Genomic DNA, 18,482 nt, shown 5'->3' with positions numbered 1-18,482 from the left:
CCTCGCCGGGGGCCATCGCAAGATGAACCGGGCGGACCAGACCGCAAGGTCCGGGGCTTTAGCTCAGTTGGTAGAGCGCTTGCATGGCATGCAAGAGGTCAGCGGTTCGACTCCGCTAAGCTCCACCAGTTTCCAGAAGCCCGGCTGTGAAAACAGCCGGGCTTCGTTGCTTTCTGGAACCTGAGCCGTTGGCCGCGCGCTTGCGCCCTTATGACATCCCCCATCCAGGCCGGCCTCGAATCCCTCGACGACACCCAGATCGTTCGGGTGGCGGGCGCGAGCATCACTGTCGGCGGCCTGGTCAGCGCCCTGGTGATCCTGCTGGTCGCCCTGATCGTCGCGCGGCTGGTGACGCGCGCCCTGCGGCGGGTGCGCGAGCGGTCGGAACGCAGCCGCCAGGCCCTCTACCTGCTGGAGCGGCTGTCGGGTTACGCCGTCATCATCGTCGGCGTCATGTCGGCCCTGTCGGCGGCGGGGCTGAACCTGTCGTCCCTGGCGGTCTTCGCCGGCGCGGTGGGCATCGGCGTCGGCCTGGGCCTGCAGGGGGTGGTCAAGGAGTTCGTGTCCGGCCTGTTCCTGATCTTCGACCGAATGGTGTCGGTCGGGGACTATATCGAGATCGAGGACATCGGCATCCGTGGCGCCATCATGGAGATCGGGCCGCGCGCGACGCGGGTGCGGACCAATGACAACGTCAATGTCCTGGTGCCGAACTCGCGCTTCATCGAACAGCCGGTGACCAACTGGACGCTGAAGGGCGACACCCGGCGCATCCACATCCCCTTCGCCGTCGCCTATGGATCGGACCGGGGCAAGGTGCGCGAGGCGGTTCTGGCCTGCGCCCGGGCCAGCCCCTTCACCCTGCCCGAGACCGAGGCGCGCAAGAGCCAGGTCTGGCTGGTGGGGTTCGGCGACAAGGGGCTGGATTTCGAACTGCTGGTCTGGCCGACACGCGAGGCGGTGAAGCGGCCGGCGGCCATGCACGCCGCCTACACCTGGCTGATCGCCGACGCCCTGGACGGCGCCGGGATCGAGGTGCCATTCCCCCAGACCGACCTTCGGATCCGCAGCGCCTTCGGCCTGGAGGGCGACGACGCCCTGGGCCGGCTGGGCTATGGCCGGGGCGCCCGCCCGGCGACGGCGGCGACCGACACGCGTCCTGCCCAGCCCTCTGTCTCCGCTTCGGGCGCCAGCAACGACGCCGCCGAGGACCTGATGATGGCCGAAGACGAGGACGGCCCCCTGGAACCGGCGCCCGGCCTGCCGCCGGGACGGACGGGCGGTTAAACCACAGCCCCGTCACCCTCGGGCTCGTCCCGAGGGTGAGCGATTTTAATACTGGGCCTTGGCCCTCAGCCGGTAGGCGTGAAGCAACGGCTCGGTATAGCCGTTCGGTTGGGCCGCGCCCTCGAACACCAGGGCGCGGGCGGCCTGGTAGGCCAGGCTGGCGGCGGGATCGGGGGCCATGGGGCGATAGAGCGGGTCGCCGGCGTTCTGGGCGTCGACCTTGGCCGCCATGCGCAGGAAGGCCGCATCCACCTGATCGGGGGTGCAGACGCCGTGCAGCAGCCAGTTGGCGATATGCTGCGAACTGATCCGCAGGGTCGCCCGGTCCTCCATCAGACCGATGTCGTGGATGTCGGGCACCTTGGAACAGCCGACCCCCTGGTCGATCCAGCGGACGACATAGCCGAGGATGCCCTGGGCGTTGTTGTCCAGCTCGGCCGCCACCTCGTCCTCTGACCAGTTGACGCCATTGGCCAGGGGCGGGGTCAGCAGGGCCTCCAGACCCGGCGTCGGGCGGGTCGCCACCTCGGCCTGGACGGCGAAGACGTCCACCGCGTGATAATGCAGGGCGTGCAGGGTGGCGGCGGTCGGCGACGGGGTCCAGGCGGTGTTGGCGCCGGTCCTGGGGTGGGCGATCTTCTGCTCCAGCATGTCGGCCATCCGGTCGGGCGCGGCCCACATGCCCTTGCCGATCTGGGCCTTGCCCGACAGGCCGCACTTCAGGCCGATGGCGACGTTGCGCGCCTCATAGGCGGTGATCCAGGCGCTGGACTTGATGTCGGCCTTTCGCACCACCGGCCCGGCCTGCATGGCGGTGTGGATCTCGTCGCCGGTGCGGTCCAGGAAGCCGGTGTTGATGAAGACGATCCGGTCCTTCACCGCATGGATGCAGGCCGCCAGATTGGCCGAGGTGCGGCGTTCCTCGTCCATCACCCCGACCTTGATCGTGTGGCGCGGCAGGGCCAGCAGGTCCTCGACCGCGTCGAACAGCCGGTCGGTGAAGCCCGCCTCATCCGGCCCGTGCATCTTCGGCTTGACGATATAGACCGATCCCGTCGCGCTGTTGCCGAAGGCCCCGAGCCCCTTGATATCGTACAGCGCGATCAGGCTGGTGACGACGGCGTCCATGATCCCCTCGGGCGCGTCCGATCCGTCGGTTAAACGGACGGCGGGGTTGGTCATGAGATGGCCGACGTTGCGCACGAACAGCAGGCTGCGGCCCTTCAGGGTCACGTCGCCGCCGTGGGGCGCGGTCCAGCGCCGGTCGGGCTCCAACGCGCGGGTCAGTGTCTCGCCGCCCTTCTTGAAGGTGGCGGCCAAGTCGCCGCGCATCAGGCCCAGCCAGTTGCGATAGGCCTCGGCCTTGTCAGCGGCGTCCACAGCCGCAACCGAGTCTTCCAGATCGACAATGGTGGTCAGGGCGGATTCCAGCACGACGTCGGCCAGCCCCGCCGGATCACCGCGGCCCACTGGATGGGACGGGTCGATCACCAGTTCGATATGCAGGCCGTTGTGCGCCAGCAGGATGGAGGCCGGCGAGGCCGGGTCTCCGGTGAAACCGACGAACTGGGCCGGATCCTGCAGGGCGGGAACCAGGGCGCCGTCGACCACCGACCAGCCGGCGACATCGGCGTGCGTCCCCTCGCCCAGGGGCGCCGCCTCATCCAGAAACGCCTTGGCGCGGGCCACGACCCGGGCGCCGCGCGCCGCGTCATAGCCGCCGCCGGTCGGCAGGTCGCCCAGAGCATCCGTGCCGTAGAGGGCGTCGTACAGGCTGCCCCACCGGGCGTTGGCGGCGTTCAGCAGAAAGCGGGCGTTCAGCACCGGCACGACCAGCTGCGGCCCGGCCATGCGGGCGATCTCGGCGTCTACGCCGCTCGTGCCGATGGAAAAGGGCGCCGGATCCTCGACCAGATAACCGATCTCGCGCAGGAAGGTCTGGGACGCGGCGACGTCATAGGGCTGGCCCCTGCGGGCGGCGTGCCAGGCGTCGATCCGGGCCTGAAGATCGTCGCGCCGGGCCAGCAGGGCGCGGTTCTCCGGTGCGAACCGGGCGAAGACCTCCGCCGCGCCGGACCAGAAGTCCGCCGGGTCCAGTCCCAGGCCCGGCAATACGTCCTGTTCGATCAGGGCCGCGAGCTCGGCCGCGACCTTCAATCCGGCGCGATCTTCATAGGACGTCATGGCGGCCTTTCTCCGGCGCGACGCCGGACCTGTAACAATGCGTGATCACGCTAAGCCGAGCGTGCAGGGCTTCGCAAGGGTCACGTTGCGTCAGGCGCTTCGCTTTTCGTCTAGCGCTTGCGGCACGCGCATGGGGCGTCATGATCCGACCATGAGTCTGTTTCGCACCCTGCGCCTGTACGGCGTCCTGTTTTCCAGCCTGGGTGTGGTGATCCTGGTCGCCCTGCTGATCCCGGCCGGCGAAAGCGCTTTGACCCGGATGGCCTATGGCTGGATCGCGGGGGTCGCGGTCTTTATCGCCGCCACCCTGACCCGCATGGCCCTGGTCCAGGACGCCAACGCCATTCGCAGGCGCGCGGCGGCCCTGGACCAGACCGGCGGCGCCGTGCTGCCTCTCAGCCTGCTGGCGGCGGTGGCCAGTATCGTGGTGGTCGTCGGCGAGGCGGTGCAGGCCGGCGGCTCGCCGATCCTTGGTCTGCTGGCCCTGGGGACCGTGACCCTGTCCTGGACCTTCATCCACCTGATCTTCACCCTGCACTACGCCCACGCCTTCTATCAGCACGGCGACCACGGCAAGGACCGGGGCGGCCTGATCTTCCCGGGCGAAACCGAGCCCGACTATTGGGACTTTCTGCATTTCGCCCTGATCATCGGGGTGGCGTCCCAGACGGCAGACGTCCAGATCGCCGATCGGGGCATCCGTCGGCTGTCGACCGTGCACAGCCTGACCGCCTTTGTTTTCAACACGGTGATCCTGGCCCTGGCGGTGAATCTGGCGGTCGGATTGGTGGGCGTTTCGTAGAATTCCCGGATCGCCCGGTCAGAAAGGCTTAACCGCGTCCGTGAACGGGACCGCAAGCGACTGGGGCGTAAGGCTGTGTGTACGGACGACCTCCCGTCCGGATCGCAAGAAGCGTCTCGCCCATGCTGTTTCTTCTGAACGACGTCGTGTTCGACCTGGACGAGGCCTGTCCGGTCACGCCCGCCGACGCGCGCCGGTTCGAGAAGCTGGGCTTCGACTATGTGCTGGAACTGGGCTGCGAACTGTTCGCCGAGGATCCGCTGCTGCACCGCAACGATCCCGGCCGGGCGCGCCGTCTGGCCTGGCTGATCGCCGAGCGCAGCCCCGAGGTCAACGCCGCCCTGTTCGCCGCGCCGACAGCCGCCTGCAATCCCGACCTGGTCGAGCCGCGCTTCTGCACCCTGCCCGACGTGGTGATGAGGCAGTTGCAGGAGAAGGGCCGCCGACTGGACGCGATCGCGGCGGATCGCGCCGTGTGGAACCGTCTGGCCGCCTGACCGTCTCTGCTCATCGTCTGAGGCGGATCCCCAGACGCCTGCTTATTCCGTGAAGCGACCGGTCAAACGGCCGCGCCAAATGTCGTCGCGCCTTCAGAACGCCGTGAACAAGGCGTGAACGACGGCCGCTGCAGCGAAGATGAAGCCGAAGCCGATCACCAGTCCGAAAGCGGGGTGCAGCCTGTGCGGGCGCTCGAATTTCGAACGGTCGAGACCGACGGCGCGGTCCTCAGGATGGATAACAGCCATCGTCATTTCCTTTCCCTATGGTCCCGGATCGATCCGGGAGAGAAGCGCCGGGCTCTGACGGCCTGATCGTCTCCTCAGACCCGACAATGACTCCAATAGCCCCTTATGGCGAGGGGTTATTTGATGTGGCGCAAATCGCGCGCAGAGAGCAGAATTCTTCGCGCGACATGCACACGGCTCTTTACGATGCCGCACAACCTTTGCGACAAATCGAAGGTCGGAGGAGACGGGACTAATCAGTCCCGTTCGGCGGGGACGAGTAGCAGGCCATGAGGATATCCGGACTGGGCGCCGTATTGGCGGTCGCCTTAGCGGCGCTGACTCTGACGGCGACAACGGCGCGTGCGGATTGGCTGAAGGCGGAAAGCGAACGCTTCATCGTCTATAGCGAGGGCAGCGAGCGTTCGCTCAGGGAGTATGTCCAGAAGCTGGAAACCTTCGACCGGGTCATGCGCTATCGGTCAGGCTTTCCGATGAACGAGGCGCCGCCCCGCAAACTGCCCATCTATCTGGTGAACTCCAGGTCCGGTCTGCTGCGAGTGCACCCCTCCACCCCACAGAATGTCGTGGGCACCTATTTCCCGACATCCGAAGACATATTCGCGGTGGCAGTCCGCGGCGAGAACGACGAAATCCTGCTCCATGAATACGTCCACCATTTCATGTTGGGCAGCATGTCGGCCGCCTATCCCGGCTGGTTCGTCGAAGGTTTCGCCGAATACTACATGACCGCCGACATCGACGGCGGCAAGATTCAGGTAGGCGGCTATAGCGAAAACCGGGCCTATTGGCTGTTCAACGGCAGTTGGATCCCACTGGAGATGCTGCTGCGGTCGCGGCCGGCGGAGATTACGCGCAGCAGCTATCGCGAAACCTATTATCCGGTCGCCTGGTTGCTGACCCATTGGTTCTTCAGCGATCCCGCGCGTCTTCAGCAGTTGAGCGCCTATCTGACCTCAGTCGGCAACGGCGGCGATCCTGTGGAGGCCATGGAGACCGCAACCGGCATGACCATGGGTGAGTTGCGCACCGCCCTGCGTCGATATCTGAACCAAAGATCGCTGGTCGTGCGGGTCATCACGGGCGACTTCCCGCCTGCGGACATAACCGTAACCCGCCTGCCCCGTTCGGCGAACGACCTGCTGCTGATCAACCAGAGACTGAAAATCGGCGTGGAGGACGAGGATCGGGCCGCCCTGGGGCAGGAGGTGGCGAGCATCGCCGCCCGCCACGGCGACGACCCGCTGGCCTTGCTGGCCGCCGGTCACGCCGGCATGCATTTCGGCGACCGCCCGGCTGGAGAACGCGCCCTGCAACGGCTAATCGAGCTCGAACCCGACAACGTCGAGGCCTTGCAGTTCCTGGCCCAGGAGCGCCTGCGTCGCGCGCGCGACGTCGAGGACGCCGCCGAGAGCATGGCGCTGAAGCGCGAGGCAAGAACCTATCTGAGCCGCGCCTACGCCGCCGCCGACAACGACTATCGGACGCTGATGCTGATCAGCGAAATGCGTAGCGGCGCGCCCGGCTATCCCAATGAGAACGACATGCTGACGCTGGGCCTCGCCTTTGAACGGGCGCCGCAACTGGCCGAGGTCCGCCTGAGCTACGCCGCCGCCTTGATCGAAACCGACGAAAAGGAAGACGCGGTCAGGCTGCTTAAACCCCTGGCGAATAATCCGCACGGCGGCGGTGCGTCGGACATGGCGGCGCGGATGATCGCCGCGCTCGAGGGCGGGGAGCCATCGCCCACGCTGGAGGAGCCGCTTGACGGCGCGACAGTCTCCCAGCCCGAGTCTCCATCGGAAGACAGCCCTGAATCGCCTCCGGCGCCCGCCAGCGAGTGACTTTCACGCCCGGGCGCGCTAGTCGCGCGCCATGACACTGACACTGCCCGAGGAAGCGGCCAAGTCTTCAAGGACTCTCGCCGCCGAAGCGGCGAGGCGCCGGACCTTCGCCATCATCGCCCACCCGGATGCGGGCAAGACGACCCTGACCGAGCACATCCTGCTGGCCGGCGGCGCCATTCGCGCGGCCGGGGCCGTGCGGGCGCGGGGCGAGAACCGGCGGACCCGGTCCGACTGGATGAAGATCGAGAAGGAGCGCGGCATCTCCGTCAGCGCCTCGGTCATGACGTTCGAGCACGACGGCAAGATGTTCAACCTGCTCGACACGCCGGGCCACGAGGACTTCTCCGAAGACACCTATCGCACCCTGACCGCCGCCGACTGCGCCATCATGGTGCTGGACGCCGCCAAGGGGATCGAGCCGCAGACGCTGAAACTGTTCGAGGTCTGCCGCCTGCGCGACATCCCGATCATCACCTTCATCAACAAGCTGGACCGCGAGGCCCAGGACCCGATGACGCTGCTGGACGACATCGCGTCCCGGCTGCAACTCGACCCGGCCCCCATCTGGTGGCCGGCCGAGAGCGGCAATCGTCTGCGCGGCATGGTCGAGGTCGGGACCGGCCGCTTCCAGCCCTATACCCGCAAGATCGCCGGTTCGGCCGAGGATCCCGAACACCCCGCAGCCCTGCCCCTGGACCAGGCGGCCCAGTATTTCGAGGCGGGCGAGCAGGACGCCCTGGCCGAGGCCGTCGAACTGGTCGAGGGCGGCTATCCGGCCTTTGACCGTCAGGCCTTCCTGGAGGGCCATATGACGCCGGTGCTGTGGGGTTCGGCCCTGCGCCATTTCGGCATCGACGAACTGCTGAAGGCCATCGGCGACTGGGCCCCGGCGCCCAAGGTGATGAAGGCGAGGAAGGAATCCCCGCCCGAGACCCGCAACGCCCCCGCCCCCGTCGATACCGTCGTCGAGCCCGGCGCCGACGAGGTCACCGGCTTCGTCTTCAAGGTCCAGGCCAATATGGACCCCAACCACCGCGACCGGATCGCCATGTTCCGCATGGCCTCGGGCGCCTTCAAGCGCGGCATGAAGCTGAAGGTGCAGAACACCGGCAAGTCCCTGTCGGTCAATGCGCCGATCATGTTCTTCGCCAGCGACCGCGAACTGGCCGACGACGCCTTCGCCGGCGACGTGATCGGCATTCCGAACCATGGCGTGCTGCGCGTCGGCGACAGCCTGTCGGAAAGCGGGGTGGTGCGGTTCGCCGGCCTGCCGAACTTCGCCCCGGAAATCCTGCAACGGGTCCGGGTCAAGGATCCGCTGAAGGCCAAACACCTGAAGAAGGCGCTGGAAGGCCTGGCCGAGGAAGGCGTCACCCAGTTGTTCCGGCCCGAGATCGGGTCCGACTTCATCGTCGGCGCCGTGGGCCAGCTGCAGTTCGAGGTCATGGCCGACCGCCTGGGCGAGGAATACGGCCTGGACGTCATCTTCGAGCCGTCCCCCTACGCCGAGGCGCGCTGGGTCACTCCAGCTTCGGGGGGAACCGACGCGGACATCGAGGACTTCAGCGGCAAATACCGCCCCCAGATGGCCCGCGACATCGACCAGGCCCCGGTCTTCCTGGCCAAGTCCAGCTGGGAGACCGGCTATGTCGGCGAACGCTTCCCCAAGGTGGCCTTCACCAAGACCAAGGAGCGGGGTTAACCCCGCGCCATCGCGTCTTCGATGATCTTGGTCGCCTTGTCCGGACCCAGGCCATAGGCGACGGCGGTGCGGAACTTGCCGTCAGGGCCCATCAGATAGACGGTCAGGGAGTGGTTCATCGTGTAGCCCTCGCCCTCGCCGACTTTTTCGTAGTAGGCGCGGTAGGCCTTGGCCGCCTGGGCGACCTGTTCCGGCGTGCCTGTCAGGCCGATGGTCCCCCTGGGGAAGCCGTCGGAGGACAGATAGTCCTTCAGCTGCCGGGGCGTGTCGCGTTCGGGGTCAATGCTGACGAAGACGATCTGAAGATCGTCCGCCTTGTCGCCCAGCCGCTGCTGCACCGCGGCCATTTCGGCCAGGGTGGTGGGGCAGAATTCGGGGCAATAGGTGAAGCCGAAGAAGACCAGGCTCCATTTGCCGTTCAGCATCGTCTGATCGACGGGCGCCCCGTCCTGGTTCACCAGCTGGAAGTCGCCGCCGACCAGCGGCTGGCCAGTGGAGGAGACCTCGCCAGCCGCCGGGCCACGGCCTGACACCACCACCACGGTGACGATGGCCAGGGCGGCGGCGATGGCGATACAGGCGCCCGCGAACAGCAGGATGGAACGGCGCGGCATGACGACCTCTGACGAAAACCTCTGACCCGGTCTATAGAAGGCCCGTGACCTCGACAGAAGACCGCATCGCGCCGCATGCGCCCCCGCCTCCATTGGAGGGGAGTCTGTCCGGCGCTTCCTTGGCCGACGCCGGCCTGTCCGAAGCGGGTTGGCGCGAGGCGCCGCGGCGGGGACGCGGCTTTTCGCTGCGGACCCTGATCGTCCTGCGCTGGCTGACGATCCTGGGCCAGAGCGTGGCCATATTGACGGCGTCGCAGGGCCTGCACTTCCCCCTGCCCTTGTGGCCCTGCCTGATCGTCATCGCCGTCAGCGCGGCGGTCAATGTCGGGGCCATGGCGCGGGTGAGACGACTGGAGGCCAGCCTGCCGGACGGGCGAACCACGGCCGTCCATCTGGGGTTCGACATCTTCCAGCTGGGCCTGCTGCTGGGCCTGACCGGCGGGCTGGAGAACCCCTTCTGCCTGCTGCTGGTGGCGCCGGTGACGATCGCCGCGGCGGCCCTGCCCGCCCGCCAGGCCCTGTTGCTGGGCCTGCTGGCCCTGATCGCGGTGGGGGTGCTGTTCTTCTGGTCCGAGCCCCTGCCCTGGCGCGCCCACGAGAATTTCCACCTGCCCCTGCTCTATCGGCTCGGCATGGCCATGGCCCTGGTGACGGGGGTGGTGTTCACCGCCGGCTACGCCTGGCGGGTGGCGGCCGACGCCGAGAAGCTGGAACTGGCCCTGGCCACGACCCAGGACGTGCTGCAGCGCGAGCAGAGGCTGGCGGCCCTGGGCGGGCTGGCGGCGGCCGCGGCGCACGAACTGGGCACGCCGCTGGCGACCATCCAGGTGGTGGCCAAGGAGCTTCAGCGCGCCTCGGCCCCCGACAGCGACGCGGCCGAGGACGCCGCCCTGATCCTGCAACAGGCCGAGCGGTGCCGGGGCATACTGACCCAGCTGTCGCAACAGCCCGAGGGCGACGACGCCCTCTATGCCGACGTCGCCCTGAAGGCCCTGCTGGAAGAGGTGGTGGAGCCGCACCGGGGGTTCGATCTGAACTTCGAGGTTCTGGTCAAGACCCCGCCCGGCCAGCCCGCGCCGCGCGTACGCCGAATGCCCGAGGTGGTCCACGGCCTGTCGACCCTGGTCGAGAACGCCGCCGATTTCGCCGCCTCCACCGTGCGGGTCCAGGCCCTGGTCGACGCCGGCTGGATCGAGATCGCCATCCTGGACGACGGCCCCGGCTTCGCCAGCGACATCCTGCCCCGGCTGGGCGAGCCCTATGTGACCAGCCGCCCCCAGGGCAAGGCGCGCCTGGCCCTGGCCGCCCAGATCGCCGCCGCCACGTCCCGGCGGCGCAACACCGGGGCCGAGACGCCCATCGCCCCCAGCCAGGGCGGCATGGGTCTGGGCTTCTTCATCGCCCGCACCCTGCTGGAGCGGACCGGGGGGGTGGTCAGCGTCGGCCAGGGTCTGCCGCGGCCCGAAGTCACCTCCGACGCCCGCAGCCCTGCGCGCGGCGCCCGCGTGGCGGTCCGGTGGGCGCGCCCGGCCCTGGAGGTGGCGGCCTGAAAGGGTCCAGTCCCGCCCAACCTGCGTATTGGGTCGAAGAGTCGCAGGGTTGAACCTTGGCCTTGACCCCGACCCGCCCCGCCCCGACTTGAACCGGCAGGAGAGACCCATGCCCGAGATAGACGCCCGTATCACCGCCCTCCCCGACAAGTCCCTGCTGCTGCTGGACGACGACCAGGCCCTGCGCACCCGAATGGGGCGGGCGCTGGAGGCGCGCGGCTTCGAGGTGACGACCGCCGAGTCCGTCGCCGAGGCCACCCGGTTGCTGCGCGACAAGGCCCCGGCCTTCGCCGTGCTGGACATGCGGCTGGAGGACGGCAACGGCCTGAAGGTCGTCGAGGCGGTGCGCGACCGGCGCGCGGACGCCCGCATCGTCATGCTGACCGGATACGGCGCCATCGCCACGGCCGTGGCCGCAGTCAAGGCCGGGGCCGTCGACTATCTGTCCAAGCCCGCCGACGCCGACGACGTGGTCAAGGCCCTGCTGGCCACGGCCGACGAGGCGCCCGAGCCGCCGGACAATCCGATGAGCGCCGACCGGGTGCGCTGGGAACATATCCAGCGCGTCTATGAACTGTGCGACCACAATGTCTCGGAGACCGCGCGTCGTTTGGGCATGCACCGCCGCACCCTGCAACGCATCCTGGCCAAGCGCGCCCCGCGCTGAACCGGGCGGCCGCCCCGCCCCCGACCTGAGCTGATCCACGGGTGGCCGCAAAATTGCGTCACGCCGGACCAGCTTCTCGCTTTGGGACGGATCAGGCATGGCCGCGCAACACACCGATTTCGCCCTGCATCTGGCCGAGGTCCGCCCCGGCCTGTGGAACTGGCGCGTGCTGGGCGATGACGGCGAAGCGGCCGTGACCGGCGACACGACCACGAAAGAGACCGCCTACCAACAGGGCGAACTGTTCCGCCGCTACCTGTGCCGTTTCAGTGCGGAACGCGGCGGCGCTGGCCGTTCGGCCAGGCTGCGTTCGGCCCCTCGGCGCTGATCCTCAAGACGCGGGCGGGCGCCTGAAGCGGGTTGGGGTGATCGAACCCCGACATTCAGCCTGATATCGGGCGACATCGACCACCGCCTCAAAATCGGCGCTTCAGGCTCAGTTGAACCGTGCGTCCCAGCGGATCCTGATCATCCCGTCCATAGCCGGGCGCAGGGCGTCCGTCGCCCAGGCGCGCCTTGGGGCGGGCGTCGAACAGGTTGGCGATTTCCAGCTCCACTTGAAGACCGACGCCGCGCCGCGTCCCCTCATCCCGACCGGCGATGGCGCGCTCGAACTTGCGTGTCAGCTTGAGATTGACGGCGCTGAACGGCGCAATGCGCAGATCGTCCGGGCCGTCGCGTCCGAAATCCCGCCTGAAGCGATATCCGTCCCGCCAGCGGGCGCCGATGTTGACGCCCCATCGCCCTCGCCGCGCATCGATCGACAGGCCCAGAGACTGACGCGACACGCCGCCCCCGTCGCCGGCCAGCCGGTCCAGCTCCGGCAAGGCCTCATGGATCGTCGTCCGGTTCGTCAATCGCCAGCTGTGGTTCAGCGTCACGCGCAGCACGCCCCGCCTTGCGCCCTCGTCCCCCAGCGGCACGTTGGCCGTCAGACTGCTGCTCAGGCTTTCGCTCAGCGCCGAGCGGATGTTGAGGGGCCGCTGGTCGATGCTGACCAGCCGGCCCGAGGCGTCCCGCTGGAACCGCTCCGGAAAGGCCGCCTCCAGCTGGGGCGTCGGCGCCGGCAGGGCGCCGATGTCGTCCACCGCCTCCGCCCGCTCGAAATTCACGCCGCCCTGCAGCGCCAGGGCGGTGAAGGGGCCCGCCGCCGCCGACAGCATCAGGTGGTCGGAGCGGGGCGGACGAAGGCCGGGATCGCCGCCCAGGATCGGCAGCACCTCGACCGCCTCCCCTCTGACGAAATCGAACACCACGACGGGTTCGCCATAATACTCGGGCTCGAAGCGCTGGAGGTCGGGGACGGTGCGCCGGGCGCTGGAAAGGCTGGCGTTGAACCTCAAGGCAGACAGCGGCGTCCACGACAGGGCGGCGTTCAGCCCCTCGCCCCGGCCGGAATCGCTCTCGCTCAGGTCGGCGCCCAGGGTCATCAGCAGATCGCCCCACAGGCCGTCGTCCCCGTCGGCCGATCGCCGCGCCAGGGGCATCGACACCCCGCCGTTCAGGCCGAGCGTTCGCCCGGTCGAGGTTTGGTCCCCCTGCGGACGTTCGACGACCGAGCGGGCGCGCGACGCCTGCCCCGACAGGTTGACGCTCACCGGGCCGGCAGGCAGGTCGAGCAGGGGACGGCCCAACTCCAGGTTGGCCGAGATCGACTGCTGTTCGGACTGGGACGGCGAAAGGCCGGACTGCTCGCCCCGCGACCACAGGCTGCTCAGCATGACCTGGGTCGACCAGCCCGCCAGTGCGCCGTTCAGCCCGCCCGTCAGGCTGAGGCCCTGATGGCTTCGCCGGCTCTCGGCCGGCTCCCCGTCGCGCACCGAGACGGTCCGGCTCTCCTGAGCCCGCGCGTTGGCTCTCAGACTGGCGGACCAGTCGCCGAACGCCCCGGTCTGGACCAGGTCGGCGGCGTAGTTTTCGGAGGCTGGCCGCAGGGTGGCCGCATCGCCCCCCGGCGCCGGATCCCGCGTCAGGTCGCGCTCGCCCGCGCGCAGGGCCGTCGTCCGGTCCGCCTTCAGGCCAAACTGGCTCGTGCGGGTTTCGATGATGGAGGACCGCCGCAGGTCCAGCGCGGCGCGCGACGTCCCGCCGGCGGTGGGGCGGCTCAGTTCGGCCCGGCCGTCGCGGCTGGCGAAACGGCGCTGCAGCACGATGTTGACCACCCGACGCGCGGGATCGCCCGCGCCGTACAGGCCCGCCGCCTCGGGCGGCAGCACCTCGATCCGCACCAGGGCGTCGGGCGGAAAGCCGGAGAAGACGCCGGGGTCGGCCATGCGCCGGCCGTTGACGACGATCATCGGCGCCTCGCCCAGGGCGTAGTCTTCGCTGAGGCGCCGGATCGCCTCGCCGATGTCATAGGCGCCCAGGGCGTCGATCTGGGCCCCGTCCAGCTCCCGCTCGGGGGCGACCAGGGCGCGTCCTCGCTGGGCCAGAACCTCGACATCGTCCAGCACGACGGGCGGGATCGCGTCCGGGGCCGCCGACTGCGGCGCAAGCCCGGCGGCCGAAAAGGTCAGGAGAACGAACGCCAGACCAGCCACGTCGAGGTCCTCTTCTGCGCCGCCCGGGTTTCCCGTGCGTTGTCCGAATCGGACGCCGTCAGGGCCAAGCCTCATCAGTTGGAGAGGGAGAAGCAAGGCGCGACGAGGGACGCGCGCCTTGCTTCAAGTCGGACGTCAGCCTTTTAGGGCAGGGTGACGATGTTGACCGCGGCGCCGTTGGAGTCACGGGTCAGGGTCAGGCTGCCGGAGGCGCGGCAGATGGCGGGGCTGCCGAAATACGCACCGTCGAAGGTGGCGGTGTTGCCGGCATAGGCCATCTTATAGTTCGTGGCGTTGCACGGACCGCCACGGGTACCAACTTTGAACTGATCCAGGTTGATCTGGTTGGCGGCCGAGGCCGTCACCTTGATCGGGAATTCCAGCGAATCGCCGCAGGCGAGATTGCCGCCGTCGCCGGGGGCCTGAACGCCATCGTAGTCGTCAAAGACGATGCTTTTGCCGTCTGCGGCCACCGTACCGTAGATGCTGACGTTGCAGGTCGTTTGGATGACGCCCGGATAAGAGACGTTCTGGATCAGTTGGCCGCTGGCGGTGACGGCCTGACCGGCCTGGTTGAAACCCAGGGTCTGGGCCGAAGCGGCCGAGGCGCCGGCCATCAGGGCCAGCGAGGCGACGGCGGCCGCAGCCGCCTTGTACAGATGAGTCATGGTCGAAGTCCTTTTCTAGGATTGATAGAAAACGCACTTTCCATTTGGAGCTCCATCGCCGTTTGGCGACAAATCAACCTTAGATTTAGATTGCGACAATCAGGCTTCATCTTGATGAAATCGAATAGACTACATTCAATACATAAAATTGGACACGACGAGGCGCCGGACTGCTGAGAAGTCCGGCGCCAAAATCAATTCACAGTGAAACTTTTCCTCAGAACGATTTCTTGACCGATACTCCTATGATCCGCGGGTCGAGGGTGAAGACGTTGGTGGCGTTGCCCAGGTCGTCGGGCCCGGTGAAGCCGTCGGTGATGGGGGTGTCGTCAAGGACGTTCTTCACATAGGCCTGGACCACCAGGTCGGAGGTCCGGTTGGTCAGGGTCATCGACAGGTTGGCGTTTCCCCAACCCTCCAGCCGGTCGTACGGCCGCAGATTATAGACCCTCATCCAGCTGTCCGCCTGGCGGTAGTAGTCGCCTCGCAGCATCAGGTCCCAGCCGGCCGGCAGCTCGATCCGGTACTGGGCGCCGATGTTGAAGGTCCAGCGTGGGGCGTTGGGCAGTTCATTGCCCGACAGGTCGGCCGAGAAGCCCCGCCCGCCGTTAGGGGCGTCGAACGGATTGTAGGACAGCGGCTCCAGAGCCTGCCATGCATCGGTCCAGCCGTCGGCGTAGTTGAACTGCGATCCCGACCCGGGCACCCAGCTATTGATCAACTGGCGGTCCGGGCAGAGCGTCCGGAGAGAAAGACTCCCCAGCAGGTTCGGGAACGTCGTACCGACCTCATCATTCCGGTTGATGAGGCGACCGACGACGTCCGCCGGGACGATGCAGGTCGAAGGGCTGCCCGGCCAGGGTTTGATGACCACCCAGTCGGGATTGCCCTGGGTGCGGTTCATGACATCGACGGATTCCTCGCCGTCGCCGATGCGCGTTCTCAGCAGTCCCACGGTGGCGTCGAGGCGAAAGTTCCGGGTCGGCGCCCAGGCGGTCTCGAACTCCGCGCCCCAGATGTGGGCGTCGAAATTCTCGTTGTGGATCGCCCGCTCGATCAGCTGGGCGACCTGATAGTCCCGGTAGTCGTAGAAGAAGCCGGTGGCGTTGAACACCAGCCTGCCGCCCGCGAGGCTGTTCTTCGTGCCGATCTCATAGGCATTGACGAACTCGGGATCGTATCGGGACGGCAGGCTGGGCACATTGACCAGATTGGGATTGTAGTCCCTGTCGCGCGGATTGCCGCCGCCGCCCTTGTAGCCCCGCGAGAAGGAGGCATAGATCAGGGTGTCGTTGGTGAACGACAGGTCCGGCTTCCAGTCGATGGCCGCCCGACCGGTCCATTCGCCCCAGTGCATCTCCTCATCCGGATAGCGGGGATAGCCACGCCCAACTAGGCCGGTGGCATCGGGTTTGTAGACGTGGGGCGTCGACGCCAGCAACTGCGTCGGCACGGGGGTGATGGTCTTGGTGTCGTCGGTGAAGCGCAGGCCCAGGGTCAGCCGCAGGTCGTCACGCACGCTCCAGTAGCCCTCGCCGAACACGGCCCAGGACTCGGTCTGGCTGATGCTGGTGCTGCGGATGTAGTTGTGGCCGTCTCCGCCCTGACCGTTGATGATGTCGTTCAGGGGCGTGTTGTCGATATAGGCGCAGGTATGAGGATCCAGCGTCCCTGCGTCGACGCCCGCCTGGCCCTGGGGCGTAAGATTGCAGTACCGGTCGAAATTGCCCGATGTGACGGGGCTGCCGCCGTTCTGCTGGACCGCCATCATGGAAAAGACGTTCGAGAAGACCCAGTAGTTCTCTTCCGTCTTGTACCTCAACCAGTTGGCGCCGAGGTTGAAGTTGAACGGCCCATCCCAGTCGGACTGCAAGCGGAATTCCTGCGACCATTGGGTGCTTTCGGCCTGGCTCAGGTCCAGGGCCATGAAACGGTCGGTGGCGCCCAGTTGCGGATCCAGGAAGACGCCGCCGGAGGGGATCCCGCAGTCGGGCAGCGGCCCGCAGATACCCTGACCGGTCCAGGCCATGGAGTAGACCGTCCCCACCTCGGCCGAGGATTCGCCGATCCACGGCGCCCAGGTCGGGGCGACCGTCCGGGGCAGGCCATGAACCAGGCCCGGGGTCTCATACCGGTACATCTGGCCCGTGGCGTAGGTGCGGAAAAAGTCCTGGAAGCCAGAGTAGGAATCCTCCATGTACAGCGTCTGGGAATGCAGGGTCAGGCCCGGCGTCAGGTCCCATTCCAGATTGAGCTGGAAGATGTCGTTCTCGGCCTGGAACTTCGGATCGTATCCCGTCGAGATGGTGCGCAGGTCAGGTGACTGACGATTGCCCTCGACGCCGAACGGGTCGACATACAGCGGCAACAGATAGGTCCCGTCCCAACCGTTGGATGCAGAGCTGGTATATCCCCTCGGCGGGCGGCCGCCGCCGGTCCAGACCGGGTTCACGAACACGCCGGTGAAGTTGATGATGGCGGCGGTCAGCGGGAAGCCGCGACCGTCCGGCACGCCAAAAGCCTTGTCATCATAAAGCGATGACGGCGTGCAGCCGGCAGTCAGAGTCGTGCTGCTCCAGTAGGAGAAGATCGGCGTGGTTTGGGCCGTGCCGTCCGGAGCCGTCCAGGCCAGGCTCTCCGGCGTTTCCCCACGCGTGCACAGCATCTTGCCGGTGCGGGCGCGGTCATCATCCTCGCGGAACCGCTCCCACAGGAAGTTGGCGCGGAAGTTCTCGGTCGGTTCCCACAGCACGCCCACGCGCGTCGACCACAGGTCGCGGCCGTTGACGTTTTGGTCGGTGACGGTGTTGTAGTCGAAGCCGTCTCGCTGGGTCACGGCGAAGGCGCCGCGGACCGCCAGGGTGTCGCCCACCGGAATGTTGATCATGCCCCTGGCGCGACGGCTGTCGTGGTTGCCGACCTCCCACTGGGCGTCCATCGAGAACTGCTCCAGTTCGGGCAGGTTGGGGAGCAGATTCACGACCCCGGCGGTGGCGTTGCGGCCGTACAGGGTGCCCTGCGGCCCGCGCAGCACCTCGAGCCGCTGGACGTCGAAATACTCCTGCTCGAACAGGCGGTTTCTGAGCAGGGCGGTGTTGTTGAACGACACGGCCACGCCCGGATCGGCGGTGGTGGCCAGCACCTTGGCCCCGATGCCGCGGATGGAGAAATTATAGCCGGTGAAATTGTCCTTGGAGAAGTTGACGTTGGGCACCACGCGCAGCAGTTCGGCCCCGCCCTCGATCTTGCGCTCGTCCAGCTGTTCGGCCGAGAAGGCCGAGACCGCCACCGGCACGTCGATGATCCGCTCTTCCATCCGCCGCGCCGTGACGACGATGTCCTCCAGCGCCGCGACGTCGGGGCGCGCCTGTTGCGGCGCCGACAGTGCGGCGGGCGCGGTCGTCTGACGCCGCCGCACCGGCTCGTCGGCGGCCGGCGCGATCACATAGGCCCCGTTCACATCGCGCCGCCAGCCCAGTCCGGTGCCGCGCAGCAAGGTGGTCAAGGCCTGTTCGACGGTGCCGGCGCCGGAGACGGCGGCGCTACGGCGGCCGTTCAGCCGCACGCCGGCGGCGATGACCACGGCGTCGGTCTGTTCCGACAGCGCCTGGACGGCCGCGCCGAGCGGCTGGGCCGGAATGGTGATGGCGCGACCCTGTGCGGACGCGCCCGACGCCGCCTGCGCCGCAGCGGGCGTCGTCGCCAGACCCGCCGCAAGCACGGCGGCGGTCGAAGCCAGGAACAAGCCCTTCAGGCTCGAACAATGAGATTTCATGAAGTCCCCCGTGTGAAATCCCGCGTTGGAACGCGGGGCGGGCGCTTCCCTTTGGGCGCGCCTCACCTACACAGGACAGCGGACGAAGACCGGCGTTTCA

14 protein-coding genes and 1 tRNA gene are annotated in these 18,482 nt (G+C 67.7%); 9 read left to right on the top strand and 6 right to left on the bottom strand.

Going from position 1 to position 18,482, the window contains the following annotated elements; all coding sequences use genetic code 11:
- The first annotated feature begins 52 nt into the window (after nt 1–52).
- Nucleotides 53–128 (top strand) — tRNA-Ala (locus GYM46_RS10420).
- A gap of 82 nt (nt 129–210) precedes the next feature.
- The gene (locus GYM46_RS10415; protein WP_008259793.1) at nt 211–1,287 is read left to right on the top strand and encodes a mechanosensitive ion channel family protein; all 1,077 of its coding nucleotides are present in this window, start codon (nt 211–213) and stop codon (nt 1,285–1,287) included.
- Nucleotides 1,288–1,332: 45 nt separating this feature from the next.
- Here the strand turns inward: GYM46_RS10415 and GYM46_RS10410 are convergent, their stop codons facing one another.
- On the bottom strand, nt 1,333–3,471 hold the full coding sequence (locus tag GYM46_RS10410) for a malate synthase G (RefSeq protein WP_008259781.1): 2,139 nt from the start codon (nt 3,469–3,471) through the stop codon (nt 1,333–1,335).
- Between the two features lie 151 nt (nt 3,472–3,622).
- Here GYM46_RS10410 and GYM46_RS10405 point away from each other — a divergent pair, with 151 nt between their 5' ends.
- Nucleotides 3,623–4,273, top strand: coding sequence for a DUF1345 domain-containing protein (locus GYM46_RS10405; protein ID WP_154725798.1), 651 nt, complete (start codon nt 3,623–3,625; stop codon nt 4,271–4,273).
- A 122-nt stretch (nt 4,274–4,395) separates the two neighbouring features.
- Nucleotides 4,396–4,770 carry a hypothetical protein gene (locus GYM46_RS10400; RefSeq protein WP_008262635.1) on the top strand — a complete coding sequence of 125 codons (375 nt, stop codon included), beginning with the start codon at nt 4,396–4,398 and terminating at the stop codon, nt 4,768–4,770.
- Between the two features lie 93 nt (nt 4,771–4,863).
- Here GYM46_RS10400 and GYM46_RS10395 read toward each other — a convergent pair whose 3' ends face one another.
- Nucleotides 4,864–5,019, bottom strand: a complete 156-nt coding sequence (locus GYM46_RS10395; RefSeq protein WP_164952699.1) for a hypothetical protein — start codon at nt 5,017–5,019, stop codon at nt 4,864–4,866.
- A 269-nt stretch (nt 5,020–5,288) separates the two neighbouring features.
- Here GYM46_RS10395 and GYM46_RS10390 point away from each other — a divergent pair, with 269 nt between their 5' ends.
- Nucleotides 5,289–6,863 carry a tetratricopeptide repeat protein gene (locus GYM46_RS10390; protein ID WP_008262847.1) on the top strand — a complete coding sequence of 525 codons (1,575 nt, stop codon included), beginning with the start codon at nt 5,289–5,291 and terminating at the stop codon, nt 6,861–6,863.
- Between the two features lie 31 nt (nt 6,864–6,894).
- Nucleotides 6,895–8,568 (top strand): peptide chain release factor 3, encoded by a 1,674-nt coding sequence (locus GYM46_RS10385; RefSeq protein ID WP_008263012.1) that lies wholly within the window; start codon nt 6,895–6,897, stop codon nt 8,566–8,568.
- Here GYM46_RS10385 and GYM46_RS10380 read toward each other — a convergent pair.
- Entirely contained in the window at nt 8,565–9,182 is a 618-nt protein-coding gene (locus GYM46_RS10380; protein WP_040349784.1) for an SCO family protein, read from the bottom strand. The genes GYM46_RS10385 and GYM46_RS10380 overlap by 4 nt on opposite strands.
- Nucleotides 9,183–9,226: 44 nt before the next feature.
- Between GYM46_RS10380 and GYM46_RS10375 the strand changes: the two genes are divergently transcribed.
- From GYM46_RS10375 to GYM46_RS10365, 3 genes are all read left to right on the top strand, one after another.
- Nucleotides 9,227–10,732 carry an ActS/PrrB/RegB family redox-sensitive histidine kinase gene (locus tag GYM46_RS10375; RefSeq protein WP_232216258.1) on the top strand — a complete coding sequence of 502 codons (1,506 nt, stop codon included), beginning with the start codon at nt 9,227–9,229 and terminating at the stop codon, nt 10,730–10,732.
- A 109-nt stretch (nt 10,733–10,841) separates the two neighbouring features.
- Nucleotides 10,842–11,399, top strand: coding sequence for an ActR/PrrA/RegA family redox response regulator transcription factor (locus GYM46_RS10370; protein WP_008259776.1), 558 nt, complete (start codon nt 10,842–10,844; stop codon nt 11,397–11,399).
- Nucleotides 11,400–11,496: 97 nt separating this feature from the next.
- Entirely contained in the window at nt 11,497–11,727 is a 231-nt protein-coding gene (locus tag GYM46_RS10365) for a hypothetical protein (protein WP_008259985.1), read from the top strand.
- Between the two features lie 88 nt (nt 11,728–11,815).
- Here GYM46_RS10365 and GYM46_RS10360 read toward each other — a convergent pair whose 3' ends face one another.
- From GYM46_RS10360 to GYM46_RS10350, 3 genes are all read right to left on the bottom strand, one after another.
- On the bottom strand, nt 11,816–13,939 hold the full coding sequence (locus tag GYM46_RS10360) for a hypothetical protein (protein WP_008264194.1): 2,124 nt from the start codon (nt 13,937–13,939) through the stop codon (nt 11,816–11,818).
- A gap of 143 nt (nt 13,940–14,082) precedes the next feature.
- Complete coding sequence (locus GYM46_RS10355; RefSeq protein ID WP_008262642.1) at nt 14,083–14,607, bottom strand: hypothetical protein; 525 nt, start codon at nt 14,605–14,607, stop codon at nt 14,083–14,085.
- A 217-nt stretch (nt 14,608–14,824) separates the two neighbouring features.
- Nucleotides 14,825–18,382 (bottom strand): TonB-dependent receptor domain-containing protein, encoded by a 3,558-nt coding sequence (locus GYM46_RS10350; protein ID WP_008262389.1) that lies wholly within the window; start codon nt 18,380–18,382, stop codon nt 14,825–14,827.
- Nucleotides 18,383–18,482 lie beyond the last annotated feature (100 nt).

The sequence above is a fragment of the Brevundimonas mediterranea genome, from assembly GCF_011064825.1.
GTDB classification, from domain to species: domain Bacteria; phylum Pseudomonadota; class Alphaproteobacteria; order Caulobacterales; family Caulobacteraceae; genus Brevundimonas; species Brevundimonas mediterranea_A.
Note: the sequence above shows the minus strand (reverse complement) of the source record. Positions and strands in the feature narration are given on the sequence as shown.